This is a genomic window from Pseudomonas sp. AM4(2022) (assembly GCF_036346515.1).
GTDB classification, from domain to species: Bacteria; Pseudomonadota; Gammaproteobacteria; order Pseudomonadales; family Pseudomonadaceae; genus Aquipseudomonas; species Aquipseudomonas paracarnis.
The window spans coordinates 151,699-165,195 of the sequence record NZ_JAOTNW010000013.1; the positions used below are offsets into that span (position 1 = coordinate 151,699).

Below are 13,497 nucleotides of genomic sequence, written 5' to 3' on the forward strand. Positions count from 1 at the left end.
AGGAGCGAGCTTGCTCGCGAAAAACTCGCAGGCGCCGCGTTTATCCAGAAAACACGCGTTATCGTTGAGGTTTTTCGCGAGCAAGCTCGCTCCTACAGGATGGCATTGGGGCAAGCCCCCTTACTCGGCATATGCCCACGTCATTCGAAACGACGCCCCACCCCACTCCGAATCCTGCACTTCCACCTGCCCGCCATGCCACTGGCTGACACGCTTGACCAGCGCCAGGCCCAGGCCAAATCCGCCTGTGCGGCGGTCGCGGCTGGCGTCAAGGCGCAGGAAGGGCTCGAATATCTTGGTGCGGCCCTCCAGCGGCACTCCCGGCCCATCGTCGTTGACCCGCACTTCGTAACCGCTGCCAAACTTGACCAGCGACACTTCCACACGGCGGTCGGCATAACGAATCGCGTTGCGCAGCAGGTTGATCACGGCACGCGCCATAAAGCGGGGCTCGATCTGGATAACGTCGACGTCACAGGTACGCAACGACAACTGCACCCCTTCCGCCTCGGCCTCCAGGGCCACACTGCCGATCACGCTGTCGAGCCAACTGTGGGCCTCGATACGCTCGCGGGTGACCTGGGTAGCGCCCGGTTCAAGGCTGGCATAGGTCAACAGTTCGGAGACCATTTCTTCCAGTTCACCAAGGTCGGCGTACATGTCGTTGATCAACGCTCGGCTTTGCCGTGGGTCGCTTTGTTGCCTGAGCTGGTCCAGCTCGAATGACAGCCGCGCAATCGGCGTGCGCAATTCGTGGGAGACCGCGTTGGTGAGTTCGCGCTGGTTGGCGATCAAACCTTCGATGCGCTCGGCCATCTGGTTGAAGTGCCCGGCCAGTGAACGCACGGTGGAGCGGCTCGGCAGCAAGATGCGCGAGCCCAGGTCGTTGTCACCGAAACGTTGCGCCGCCAGGCGGATGTGCTCCAAGTCGCGCCAGTGTGGACGTACCCAGAAATACAGGACGATGGCCAGGCTCACGCCCAGAAAGCCGTAGGCCCACAGGTATAACCACTTGGGTTCTTCCGGCAATTTGATTTCGAGTAATTGGGGGCCGCTGTCGATAGGCGCGAGAAACTTCATGAAGTCTTCGCGCACCACCACCTGGCCAGCCGCCAGGAGTTTCTGCTCGCGCTCGCTCAACTGCTGGTTGTCGCGTTGCACCAGTTTGAGCCGCAAGCCGTAATGCGGTTGCAGTTCATCCAGGCGGGCCTGGCGCGCCTCTGCCTGCACGGGGCGCAGCTGTTCCACCAGGGCCCACGCTGGGCCACGCAGGGCTTCACGGTTATAGGTCTCGTTGGACTCGGGCATGTAAGCGTCCAGGCCGAAGTTGACCAGCCAGATCGACCCGGCCAGGCCGAGCGCGAGAATCAAATAGAGGCGCAGATACAAGCGCAGCATCTACACCTCCCACGCGAACGGATTGAACAGGTAGCCCTTGCCCCAGATGGTCTTGATGCACACCGGCTCGCGGGGGTTGTCATTGAGCTTGCCGCGCAGTTTGCTGATGTACACGTCTACGCTGCGGTTCAGCCCATCAAAAGCAATGCCGCGCATGCGGTTGAGGATGTCGTCGCGAGAGAGAATCTTGCCCGCGCTGCTGGCCAGCAACCACAGCAACTCGAATTCCATCGTGGTGAGGTCAATGGTCTCGCCGCCCAGGCGGACCACCCGGCAACTGCGATCAATCGACAAGCGGCCAAATTCCAGGGCGCCGCGCACGGTGGGCTCGGGCACCTGGCGGCGCTGCAGCGCACGCAGGCGCGCCAGCAACACCGGCGGTTTGATCGGCTTGATCACATAATCGTCAGCACCGGACTCTAGGCCAAGGATATGGTCCAGGTCATCTTCCTTGGCGGTGAGGATCACGATGGGCGTGTCCGACACGTTGCGAATCTCGCGGCAGACATGCAGCCCGCTCTGACCCGGCAGCATCAGATCGAGCACGACGATCTTCGGCTTGAAATCCAGGAACGCCGCCAGGGCCTCATCACCCCGGTACACCACCCGTACATCGAAACCATGCTGCGACAGAAAATGCGAGACCAGCCCTGCCAGCTTTTCATCGTCCTCAACGAGCAGGACCTTGCCCAGACCCAGGTTTTCCATAAGTTCTCAGTGTGGATGCGCGGATTGAAATAGGGCCATTATAGGTGGCAAGCTGGCCGACAGAAGCAGCTGGCCAGTACCCAGCGAAGAAGCTTCATGCTTTTAAGAGTTTTTAACAAATAGCCTGCACTTTTTAACGCCATTGACAGGGAGTTCTATGCGCAAGGATTACCTGGCGTTCTTCATTTCGCTGTTCCTTTCACGGCTGGCCGACCAGGTTTTGCTGTTTATCGTGCCACTGATCGTGTTCCAGACCACTCAAAGCGTGTCGTGGGCGGGGTTGGCGTTTTTTGTCGAGTCACTGCCGCGCTACCTGGCGTTTCCGGTGTGCGGCGCGCTGTGCGACAGGTTTTCCCCGGTGCGTATCCTGCATATCAGCCAGGTGTATCGGGCCGTGGCCTGCGTGGTGGCGATGGCGTTGTATGGGCTGTTCGACGGCATCCATTGGCTGGTGATGCTGTCCGCGTTGTGCGGCGTGTTGACCACCCAGGGCATCATGGCGCGGGAAGTGGTGATGCCGCATATCTTCCAGCAGTACACCTACGCCAAGACCTTGTCCTATTCGCAGATCGCCGACCAGAGCGGGCTGGTGCTCGGGCCGTTGGTGGCGGCGCTGGTGCTGGAAGTCTGGGCGTGGCCATGGGTGGTACTAGGCGTCGCAGCGCTGTTTGTGCTGGCAGACCTGGCGATGCTGACCTGGCAGCGCAACACCACGGTGGACCTGCACATCCATGAACAACAGCCGGGTAACTGGCTGCAACCCCTGCGCACCGCCTTCGCCCACATCCTCAGCCGGGTAGAGTTGAAGCGCATCATCGTCCTGGCGGTCGGTGTGAACCTGATGGTCGGCGTGACGCTGGCCACCTCGGCCGCCATGGTCACCGGCCACTATGCAGCGGGCAAAGACGCCTATGCCCTGCTGCAAGCCGCCGGGGCGCTGGTGACAATCGCGATTCTGTTCTACCTGGCGCATTCATCACTGAAGCTGAAGGTACTGGGCGGGTTGTCGTATTCGATGATCACCGTCGGCGCGCTGATCACAGCGCTCAGCCCCGGCGTGTGGGCCTACGCAGTGGGGTTCCTGCTGCTGACCGGCTTCGACAAGATGTTCAACGTGTACCTGCGCAGCACCCGACAACGGGTGATTCCGGTGCAGGACTTCGGCAAAACCGTTGGCGTGATGACCTTGCTCAACAACCTGGCCCAGCCCTTGGCGGGCTTGATGATTGCCGTGCTGGCAGCGCCTTTGGGCACGCCAACGGTGATCCTGCTGCTGGCGGGGATCACTGCCTTGATCGGTGTGGCCGTGGCCTCAGGCTGGCACGCCACTGTGAAAGCGGAACTCGACGTCGGGTGATTCGATCAGGTCCCGCTCGGTAGCCCGCACCCGCTCGATCACCTGGGCGATGTCCTTGGCGTCGCCGTACTGGTAAGCCAGCTTCAAGTAACCCTGGAAGTGCCGCGCCTCGCTTTTGAGCAAGCCGAAGTAGAACTTGCCGAGTTCTTCGTCCAAATGCGGCACCAGCGCTTCGAAACGCTCGCAACTGCGCGCTTCGATAAAGGCGCCCACCACCAGTGTATCTACCAGCTTGACCGGCTCATGGCTGCGCACCACCTTGCGTAAACCCGAGGCATAACGCCCGGCGTGCAGTTGACGCAGCTCGACCTTGCGCTTTTTCATCAGGCGCATGACCTGCTCGTGGTGCACCAACTCTTCGCGGGCCAGGCGCGACATCATGTTGATCAGGTCAACGTGGCCGTAGTACTTGGCCATCAGGCTCAAGGCGGTGCTGGCGGCTTTGAATTCGCAGTTCTTGTGGTCGATCAGCAGGGTTTCCTGATCGGCCAACGCGGCCTGGACCCAGGCATCGGGGGTGCGGCAGCCGAGGAATTCATGGATTTCGGGCAGGTTCATCGGGCTCACGGGCAAAGGATCACAAAAGGGCGCCGATTATACCGACCCCGCGGCAGACCACCACCCACCGGCCTTGATGTGTATCAACATGACGGCTGCGTCGCAGCAACTATAGTTATCCAACGCCCGCCCTTTTGGAGATCCCGACCATGCAAGCCATCCGCAGCATCCTGGTGGTCATCGAGCCCGAGCATTCGGAAAGCCTGGCCCTCAAACGTGCCAAGCTGATTGCCAAAGTGACCGACGCACACCTGCACTTGCTGGTCTGTGACAAGAAGCACGAGCATTCGGCGCTGCTGAGCCTGCTCAAGGAAGGCTTGAAAGAAGACGGCTACAGCGTCACCACCGAGCAGGCCTGGAACGACAGCCTGCATGAAACCATCATCGATGTGCAGCAAGCCGAAGGCTGTGGCCTGGTGATCAAACAGCACTTCCCCGACAACCCTCTGAAAAAAGCCCTGCTGACCCCGGCGGACTGGAAGTTGCTGCGCTATTGCCCAACGCCGGTGTTGCTGGTCAAGACCGCCACCCCCTGGGCGGGCGGCGTGATCCTGGCGGCCATCGACGTGGGCAACGCCGACGGCGAACACCGCTCGCTGCACAATTCGATCATCGACCATGGCTTTGATATCGCCAGCCTCGCCAAAGCGCAGTTGCATGTGATCAGCGCTCACCCCTCGCCCATGCTGTCGGCGGCAGACCCGACCTTTCAGCTCAAGGAAACCATCGAGGCGCGCTACCGCGAGCAATGCAAGGCCTTCCAGGCCGAGTTCGACGTGGACGACAGGCACCTGCATATCGAGGAAGGCCCGGCCGATGTGCTGATCCCACATATTGCCCATCGATTGCAGGCGGCGGTGACCATTATCGGCACGGTGGCACGCACGGGGATTTCCGGGGCGTTGATCGGCAATACCGCAGAAGTGGTGCTGGATGCGGTGCAAAGCGATGTACTGGTGCTCAAGCCGCAGACGCTCATGGACCATCTGGAAGAGCTGGCGACCAAGCCCTGACACTGAAGATCAAATGTAGGAGCGAGCTTGCTCGCGAAAAACGTCAACGATAACGCGCGCTTCCTGAATAAACCCGGCGCCTTCAAGTTTTTCGCGAGCAAGCTCGCTCCTACATTGACCTCGTCAGTCAGTTAACCCAGCGCATCTTTCAAGAACCCCGGCGCGATATAGCGCTGGTAATGCACCTCGGACAAGATAAAGAACTCGCGATCAATGGCATCGCGCAGTTCAGGCAGCGCCCAGTCGCGAAACTCCGGCAACAGCACCATGCCATAGGCCTCCAGGTTATTGATCACCCGGGCCCCACGGGCGATCAACTGGTAGGCCCAGCAATACTCGGACTGGTGTGGCACAAAGCGAATCTTGCGTTGCTCCAACTGCCCGCGCAGGGTCTTGGGGTCGAAAACCTCCACTTTGCCGGCCATGACCTGCACCAACAGCTGCTCAAGCCTGAGCCAGACCGCGCGTTTTTCTTCTTCGTTATAGCCATTCCACTGGATCACTTCATGGTGGAAGCGCTTGCATCCACGGCACACGAGATCGCCGTAGACCGTGGAACACAGGCCGACGCAGGGGGTCTTGATGGTTTGGTTGGGCATGGGCAGCAACACGCAAATCAGCGAAACAGTGCGCCATGTTAGCCCTTTGTCTAAGGTTGATCACCCAGCAAACTTGGCCAGGCAACTTACCTTTAGATTTTTTTTGCCGTAGAATCACCCGGCCTTGTAAGGCGCCAATAATCCGCTGGAAGCTGTTTTCAAAGCGTCACGAGCACAGTCGTTCCTTCAGAACGGTGTTGGCGCAGGTTCGACCCGGTAGGTCAGAGCCCGCGCCAACCCTCATCAGCTCCGTTCTGCAGGCGTAAAACTTTGAAAGCAGCTTCTGTAAGGAATGCCGGCAGCGCTGGCTTTGCGGCCCAAAAAGCCCCCGAGCGCATGCGTGCCGTTCATTTCTGGATGAGCGTCCCGTGGGACCACTGATGAGGGTAATAACTGTGCTTGAAGCCTACCGCAAACATATCGAAGAGCGTGCAGCACTGGGTATCGTTCCCCAGCCGCTTAACGCCGAACAAACCGCAGGCCTGGTCGAGCTGCTGAAAAATCCTCCGGCTGGCGAAGAAGAATTCCTCGTTGACCTGATCACCAACCGCATTCCACCAGGCGTTGACGAAGCCGCTTACGTCAAGGCCGGTTTCCTGTCTGCCCTGGCCAAGGGCGAAGCCACTTCCCCCCTGATCGACAAGAAACGCGCTGTTGAACTGCTCGGCACCATGCAGGGCGGCTACAACATCGTGACGTTGGTCGAGCTGCTGGACGACGCCGAACTGGCGCCCGTCGCGGCCGCCCAACTCAAGCACACCCTGCTGATGTTCGATGCGTTCCACGACGTCGCCGAAAAAGCCCGCAACGGCAACGAGCACGCCAAAGGCGTTATCCAGTCCTGGGCTGACGGCGAGTGGTTCCGCAACCGCCCTACCCTGGCCGACAAGATCAGCCTGCGCGTGTTCAAGGTGACCGGCGAAACCAACACCGACGACCTGTCGCCTGCGCCTGACGCCTGGTCCCGCCCTGACATCCCGCTGCACGCCCTGGCCATGCTGAAAATGGCGCGTGAAGGCATCGTGCCGGACGAGCAAGGCAAGACCGGCCCGATGAAGCAGATCGAAGAAATGCGCGGCCAAGGCTTCCCGATCGCCTACGTCGGTGACGTGGTCGGTACCGGTTCGTCGCGTAAGTCGGCCACCAACTCGGTACTGTGGTTCTTCGGTGACGACGTGCCTTACGTGCCGAACAAGCGTGCCGGCGGTTTCTGCTTCGGCAGCAAGATCGCTCCGATCTTCTACAACACCATGGAAGATGCTGGCGCACTGCCAATCGAATTCGACGTCACCAACATGAACATGGGCGACGTGATCGACCTGTACCCGCATGCTGGCAAAGTCTGCAAGCACGGCACCGACGAAGTCCTGACCACCTTCGAAATGAAGACCCCGGTGCTGTTGGACGAAGTCCGTGCTGGCGGCCGTATCCCGCTGATCATCGGCCGTGGCCTGACCGACAAGGCACGCGCTGAGCTGGGCCTGGGCCCGACCGACCTGTTCAAGCTGCCTGAAGCGCCTGTCGACACTGGCAAAGGCTTCACCCTGGCACAGAAAATGGTCGGCAAGGCTTGCGGCCTGCCAGAAGGCAAAGGCGTTCGTCCTGGCACTTACTGCGAGCCGAAGATGACCACCGTGGGGTCACAGGACACCACCGGCCCGATGACCCGTGACGAACTCAAAGACCTGGCGTGCCTGGGCTTCTCGACCGATCTGGTGATGCAGTCCTTCTGCCACACCGCGGCTTACCCAAAGCCGATCGACGTGACCACCCACCACACGCTGCCTGACTTCATCATGACCCGTGGCGGTGTGTCGCTGCGTCCAGGCGACGGCATCATCCACAGCTGGCTGAACCGCATGCTGCTGCCGGACACCGTCGGTACCGGTGGTGACTCCCACACCCGTTTCCCGATGGGCATCTCGTTCCCGGCCGGTTCTGGCCTGGTCGCGTTTGCCGCCGCCACCGGCGTCATGCCGCTGGACATGCCGGAATCGATCCTGGTGCGCTTCAAAGGCAAGATGAAACCTGGCATCACCCTGCGTGACCTGGTTCATGCCATTCCTTACTACGCGATCCAGGCTGGCCTGCTGACCGTAGAGAAGAAAGGCAAGAAGAACGCCTTCTCTGGCCGCATCCTGGAAATCGAAGGCCTGAACGACCTGACGCTGGAACAGGCTTTCGAGCTGTCCGACGCCTCGGCTGAACGTTCGGCTGCCGGTTGCACCATCAAGCTGTCCAAAGAGTCCGTTACCGAGTACCTGAACTCCAACATCACCCTGCTGCGCTGGATGATCGGCGAAGGCTACGGCGATGCACGCACCCTGGAACGTCGCGCCCAAGCGATGGAAGCCTGGGTTGCCAACCCGGAGCTGATGGAAGCCGATGCCGACGCCGAATACGCCGAAATCATCGAAATCGATCTGTCGGAAATCAACGAGCCGATCCTCTGCGCGCCAAACGACCCGGACGACGCCCGTCTGCTGTCCAGCGTCGCTGGCGAGAAGATCGACGAAGTGTTCATCGGTTCGTGCATGACCAACATCGGTCACTTCCGCGCTGCCGGTAAGCTGCTGGAGCAGGTCAAGGGCCAGTTGCCGACTCGTCTGTGGCTGTCGCCGCCGACCAAGATGGACGCTCACCAACTGACCGAAGAAGGCTACTACGGCATCTACGGCAAGGCTGGCGCACGTATGGAAATGCCAGGTTGCTCGCTGTGCATGGGTAACCAGGCACGCGTTGAGCCGAACTCCACCGTGGTGTCGACCTCGACCCGTAACTTCCCGAACCGCCTGGGTGATGGTGCCAACGTCTACCTGGCGTCGGCTGAGCTGGCGGCCGTGGCCTCTACCCTGGGTCGCCTGCCGACCGTCGAAGAGTACATGGGCTACGCCGCGAAACTGGACACCATGGCCAGTGACGTCTACCGCTACCTGAACTTCGACCAGATCGCTGAGTTCCGCAAGATCGCAGCAAGCGCCAACATCCCGGTGATTCAAGCTTAACGGTGTGTTGATGTGAAGAACGCCGCGTATCGCAAGGTACGCGGCGTTTTTTTACGCCTGGAATTAACCTTTACTGCCAACACAAAACAAAAGTGGGAGCTGGCTTGCCTGCGATAGCGGTGTATCAATCAACTCTTTAGTGACTGATACACCGCTATCGCAGGCAAGCCAGCTCCCACCTATTTATATCTGGACAGTCAGATAGACCGCATCAGGGCTCAAGCAAGCAGCGAATACACCAATGCCGTAATGGCAACCAAGCCAACTGCAGTCACAAACACATTCGACGCCTGACCACGGTACTTGGCCATGGCCGGCACCTTGCGGATCGCGTACATCGGCATCAGGAACAGGATCGACGCAATCACCGGCCCGCCCAGGGTCTCGATCATGCCGAGGATGCTCGGGTTGAGCGTGGCGACGATCCAGCACACCACCAGCATGAAGGCGGCGGTCATGCGGTCCAGGGTCTTGGGCGCCGGACGGCGGCCCGTCTTGACCACCAGGCCCTTGAGGCCCTCGCTGGCGCCGATGTAGTGGCCCAGGAACGACTTGGCAATCGCCACGAACGCAATCAACGGCGCGGCAAAGGCAATCGTCGGGTTATCGAAGTGGTTGGCTAGGTACGACAGGATCGACAGGTTCTGCGCTTTGGCCTCGGCCAACTGCGCGGGCGACAGGGTCAGCACGCAACTGAACACGAAGAACAGTACCATCGCCACCATCAGCAGGTGCGCACGGGACAGGATCTGCGAACTGCGCTCCTCGGCGTGGGCGCCGTACTGGCGCTTCTGGTCCACCGCAAAGGCCGAGATGATCGGCGAGTGGTTGAACGAGAACACCATCACCGGAATCGCCAGCCACAGCGTGTTGAGCAACGCCGACGGTGCCGGCACTTCACTGGCGGTGCTGAGAATGCCGCCATTCCAGTGCGGTACCAGGTACACGGCGAGGAACAGCAAGGCCACGATAAACGGATACACCATCAGGCTCATGGCCTTGACGATCACCTGTTCACCGCAGCGCACCACGGCAAGCAGGCCGAGAATCAATACAAACGCCAGGATCGCCCGAGGCGGCGGCAGGATGTGCAGTTGGTGCTCCATGAAGCTGCTGACGGTATTGGTCAGCGCCACGCTGTAGATCAGCAGGATCGGGAAGATCGCAAAGAAGTACAGCAAGGTGATCAGTGCACCGGCCTTGATACCGAAATGCTCTTCAACCACGTCGGTGATGTCGGAACCTTCGCGGCCGGACAGCACGAAACGGGTCAGCCCGCGGTGGGCAAAGAACGTCATCGGGAAGGCCAGCAATGCCAGGATCACTAGCGGCCAGAAGCCCCCCAGGCCCGCGTTGATCGGCAAGAACAAAGTACCGGCGCCAATGGCGGTACCGAACAGCCCAAGCATCCAGGTGGTGTCCTGGCGGCTCCAGCTTGTGAGCGTTGCAGGTGTCGTTGCATAGCGTTCGTCGACGCTATTGGCCTGATCATTCATCCGGTCGGATCTCCGCATTCACACGGCCAGGACGAGTCAGAAAAACCTGACAGGCAGCGCCCTGGCCATAACAAGGGCCGGATTGTCCGGGATTCTCGTGGAGAAGCAAAGACTTAGCTGAGGAATGGTTAGGCGGTGCAGCCGTTCAGAGGCCGCCATGACGGGGTGGGATTTGGATGACTGAGGCGTCTTACAAACAAGCTCCTTTTCTTTCAATACGCTAAATATACGAGAGGTGTCTGACAACAAGTTCAGAACTTATCCGATTCAAAAATCACATTCCCACCCATACAGCACCTCATATATTACAGAACCATACATAGCTATTGAGCCCCACAAGCTCCCAAACTACTATCCTCGCGCACTGACTAAAAAGGCGAAACGAACAGCATGTAATCAACTTTCAAGGAGTTTGAGATGCGACGACTCACTGGTGTACTTACCGGCCTGTTTATAACGGGATTATTAGCCGCCCCCTCATTCAGTTACGCAAAATCAACCCAGCCCGAGGCGGATATACGCGCCCTGGCCTCGTCGCCTCAATGGCTGACCACCAAGGTGTATATAGAGGGCGAGCCAGAAAACGACGTCAAGGCCAAGTACCCCGGCGTGGTGGGTATATCGATGTGGGACCCGCAACGCAATCGTTACGAATTCTTCTACGCCGATACAGGGCGTTCGAAACACCCTGATGGCGGAGGCGGTTATTTCATGGTCACTGGCGACAAACAGACCCACATCCTAGTGCCAGACCTTGGCCCGCATCGCACTATCGTCAGAAGGCTGGAAAAATTGGACAACACCGAATTCACCTATTCTCGTGAAGTTCCTCGCGACATGGTAGCGACCAAACCTCCCGTTAGAATCTATGTGGTACATGCGCCTTACACGGGACCCATAAAGACTCAGATGTCAAACTAGTTAAACACCCTATTTATATCCAGCCATAAAAACCAATAACAAACGAGGCACTTGTGATGAATCCATACACTTCATTCAGATCTCTATTCATGCCTGCACTGCTGGTAGCCGTACTGTTGCCCAGCGCAACCACGGTACAGGCCAACACGACACTGCCCACCAAAAGCATCGCCGCCACGCCCGATAACACCGTCATGTTGACCGTGTTTCTTAAACACGATCAATCACGCCCGCTGGGCGAATTAAAAGCCCAACTGACCAAGCAGGAGTTTCACAAGGTCTTCCCGCCGGAGGGTGTCGAAGTCGTCAGCTGGAATATCACCATGGGCATCGGGCAAGTCATCGTGCTGCGTTTACCGGCGTCTCGCCTGGCTCAAGTCAACCTGGCTATTGAGAACACAGCGTGGGGTGTCTACAAGACAGAATTCTTCCCGACCTACGATTTCATGCCGATTGCACAAAGAGAGCGGGCCCAGGCACGGCAACCGGGGACTGCCCAGTAGCTGGCGCACTCGCTAAGTGGCCGAGGTGCCCAGGTTTGGATTGCGCAGCTCGCCTTGTATGGCGTTCTGCGCAATAGCCAGTTTTTCTAACAATTCAGAGGTCTCGTGGGCCGTCAGCGCCATAAGTGGGAGGTCCCAGTCATAGTTCTTGATGACGTTTATCCGAAAACCACCCGCCGCATCAAATTCTGGGTACCAACCCACATCCAGTAATAATCCCCCAGCGAACTCCACCTGGAGCATATCTTCCTTTAACAGATCGACCTGCTTGGCCACTGCAATATCCTGCAGTTGCGACAGATCGTCATGGGTGACTGTGCCACCGGTAAAGTTAAGCGAGATCAATTTGTTAACCTCCTGAATTCCTGTTCAGAAATCGGGTGACCATGAATAGCACCAGCGCTGAGCTCTATCCGCACCCAGCGGCTGAGTTTGCCATGGCTGGCCCCAATGCAATGGGAGAACTCCATCACTTTCCAAGGTTTTCCATTGGTAGTGGGTGTTCCGTTTTTATAAGCCTCCCTTTCAAGCTTTTCAATAGCGATACCTGGCCTGTACTTGGCGGGGCCAATCAGCGTACTGGCGATCACTGTTCTCCAGGGAATCTGGGCTGAGGGGCAGTGTTTGTAACCATACGGTGTCCATTGGATCTCTTGGGGTGGGGCAGGAACAGGCATCCATGTCGTCTCTGCTGGCGGGAAAGTCATTGAAGTTTTGCGCAAAAAAACGGGCGCGGATGGACGGCCTGTAAAATCAGACTGGCCTTACGAGCGAAGAAATTTTTCCACCTCAATAAAACGCTCTGTCTTACAAATCCCGCATACTCATGCTCTCAAACCCTTCAGGAAGAGCCTTGCGATGCCCACCACTGTTCTGGTCCTGGTTGAAACCATCAACGAATACCTGCAAATCATCGAAAGCAGCGACTTCCATGTGATCCTGGCGCCGACGCCCGCTGAACGTGCCCAGGCGATCAAGACCCATGGTGGGCAGATCCAGGCCGTGCTGACCCGTGGCCCATTGGGGCTTTACGCCGAGGAAATCGCCGCGCTGCCCTTGCTGGAGATCATCTGCGTGATCGGCGCCGGCTACGAGCATGTAGACCTGCAGGCGGCGAGCAACCGTGGGATTGTGGTCACCAACGGCGCCGGCGTGAACGCCCCTTCGGTGGCCGATCACGCCATGGCACTGTTGCTGGCGCTGGTGCGTGGCATTCCGCAGACAGATGCGGCAGTGCGGCGCGGCGAATGGCCGAAAGTGATGCGCCCTTCCCTGAGCGGTAAACACCTGGGGATTGTCGGGCTGGGCGCGGTGGGTATGGAGATTGCCCGGCGCGCCGCCCTGGGGTTCGGCATGGAGGTGAGTTATCACAACCGCCAACCCCGCGATGACGTGGATTACACCTACTGTGCGACGGCTGTTGAGCTGGCGCGTACCTCGGATTTCCTGGTGCTGGCCACGCCCGGCGGTGCCAGCACCCGTCACCTGATCGACCGCCACGCCTTGGACGCCCTGGGGCCGCACGGCTTTCTGGTCAACATCGGCCGCGGCAGCGTGGTGGTGACCGCCGACCTGATCGCCGCGTTGGAACAGCGCCGCATCGGCGGTGCCGCGCTGGACGTGTTTGACGATGAGCCTGCAGTGCCCGATGCCCTCAAGCGCCTGAGCAATACCGTGCTGACGTCCCACGTGGCCGGTCTGTCCCCGGAAGCGGCCCATGATACGGTGCAGCGCGTCGCTGATAACCTGGTGGAATACTTTGCCGGCCGCCCCGTGCTTACACCGGTGGCCTTGCCAGCGCCCGCAAAATGACCAATCAGGCACGCTGATCACCCTTCAACACGCTAACCTATTAAACCGCCCCGACCTTGTCGCTGGGCGGCTATGCGCATTAGATTAGGAAATAGTCCAAGGCCTTTAGAATAAGCAGAAGGGATAA

The 13,497-nt window shown here is 59.1% G+C and carries 13 protein-coding genes; 6 read left to right on the plus strand and 7 right to left on the minus strand.

Annotation, left to right across the window (positions count from 1 at the left end):
- Positions 1–120: 120 nt before the first annotated feature.
- Positions 121–1,398: an ATP-binding protein gene (locus ODQ19_RS18930; protein WP_330210913.1), complete on the minus strand. Its 1,278-nt coding sequence runs from the start codon at positions 1,396–1,398 to the stop codon at positions 121–123.
- Positions 1,399–2,106 (minus strand): winged helix-turn-helix domain-containing protein, encoded by a 708-nt coding sequence (locus ODQ19_RS18935; protein ID WP_330210914.1) that lies wholly within the window; start codon positions 2,104–2,106, stop codon positions 1,399–1,401.
- Positions 2,107–2,263: 157 nt separating this feature from the next.
- Here ODQ19_RS18935 and ODQ19_RS18940 point away from each other — a divergent pair, with 157 nt between their 5' ends.
- A complete protein-coding gene (locus ODQ19_RS18940; RefSeq protein WP_330210915.1) occupies positions 2,264–3,463 on the plus strand; it encodes an MFS transporter in 1,200 nt (399 codons plus the stop codon).
- Here ODQ19_RS18940 and ODQ19_RS18945 read toward each other — a convergent pair.
- A complete protein-coding gene (locus ODQ19_RS18945) occupies positions 3,419–4,021 on the minus strand; it encodes a tRNA-(ms[2]io[6]A)-hydroxylase (RefSeq protein WP_330210916.1) in 603 nt (200 codons plus the stop codon). The genes ODQ19_RS18940 and ODQ19_RS18945 overlap by 45 nt on opposite strands.
- A 149-nt stretch (positions 4,022–4,170) precedes the next feature.
- Here ODQ19_RS18945 and ODQ19_RS18950 point away from each other — a divergent pair, with 149 nt between their 5' ends.
- Positions 4,171–5,034, plus strand: a complete 864-nt coding sequence (locus tag ODQ19_RS18950) for a universal stress protein (RefSeq protein ID WP_034126007.1) — start codon at positions 4,171–4,173, stop codon at positions 5,032–5,034.
- A 131-nt stretch (positions 5,035–5,165) separates the two neighbouring features.
- Here the strand turns inward: ODQ19_RS18950 and ODQ19_RS18955 are convergent, their stop codons facing one another.
- Positions 5,166–5,633: a DUF1289 domain-containing protein gene (locus ODQ19_RS18955; RefSeq protein ID WP_330210917.1), complete on the minus strand. Its 468-nt coding sequence runs from the start codon at positions 5,631–5,633 to the stop codon at positions 5,166–5,168.
- Between the two features lie 395 nt (positions 5,634–6,028).
- Between ODQ19_RS18955 and acnB the strand changes: the two genes are divergently transcribed.
- Positions 6,029–8,638, plus strand: coding sequence for a bifunctional aconitate hydratase 2/2-methylisocitrate dehydratase (acnB, locus tag ODQ19_RS18960; protein WP_003190828.1), 2,610 nt, complete (start codon positions 6,029–6,031; stop codon positions 8,636–8,638).
- Between the two features lie 218 nt (positions 8,639–8,856).
- Here the strand turns inward: acnB and ODQ19_RS18965 are convergent, their stop codons facing one another.
- On the minus strand, positions 8,857–10,134 hold the full coding sequence (locus tag ODQ19_RS18965; RefSeq protein ID WP_056784632.1) for a serine/threonine transporter: 1,278 nt from the start codon (positions 10,132–10,134) through the stop codon (positions 8,857–8,859).
- Positions 10,135–10,551: 417 nt separating this feature from the next.
- Here ODQ19_RS18965 and ODQ19_RS18970 point away from each other — a divergent pair, with 417 nt between their 5' ends.
- Together ODQ19_RS18970 and ODQ19_RS18975 are read left to right on the plus strand one after the other, a co-directional pair.
- Entirely contained in the window at positions 10,552–11,055 is a 504-nt protein-coding gene (locus ODQ19_RS18970; RefSeq protein WP_330210918.1) for a DUF4822 domain-containing protein, read from the plus strand.
- 89 nt (positions 11,056–11,144) lie between these two features.
- Positions 11,145–11,558 (plus strand): hypothetical protein, encoded by a 414-nt coding sequence (locus ODQ19_RS18975; protein WP_330210919.1) that lies wholly within the window; start codon positions 11,145–11,147, stop codon positions 11,556–11,558.
- 12 nt (positions 11,559–11,570) lie between these two features.
- Here ODQ19_RS18975 and ODQ19_RS18980 read toward each other — a convergent pair whose 3' ends face one another.
- Together ODQ19_RS18980 and ODQ19_RS18985 are read right to left on the minus strand one after the other, a co-directional pair.
- Positions 11,571–11,903 (minus strand): hypothetical protein, encoded by a 333-nt coding sequence (locus ODQ19_RS18980; protein ID WP_116666677.1) that lies wholly within the window; start codon positions 11,901–11,903, stop codon positions 11,571–11,573.
- The gene (locus ODQ19_RS18985; RefSeq protein ID WP_052439800.1) at positions 11,900–12,148 is read right to left on the minus strand and encodes a hypothetical protein; all 249 of its coding nucleotides are present in this window, start codon (positions 12,146–12,148) and stop codon (positions 11,900–11,902) included. The genes ODQ19_RS18980 and ODQ19_RS18985 overlap by 4 nt, the downstream gene beginning before the upstream one ends.
- A gap of 268 nt (positions 12,149–12,416) precedes the next feature.
- Here ODQ19_RS18985 and ODQ19_RS18990 point away from each other — a divergent pair, with 268 nt between their 5' ends.
- Positions 12,417–13,370, plus strand: coding sequence for a 2-hydroxyacid dehydrogenase (locus ODQ19_RS18990; protein ID WP_330210920.1), 954 nt, complete (start codon positions 12,417–12,419; stop codon positions 13,368–13,370).
- Positions 13,371–13,497: the final 127 nt, after the last annotated feature.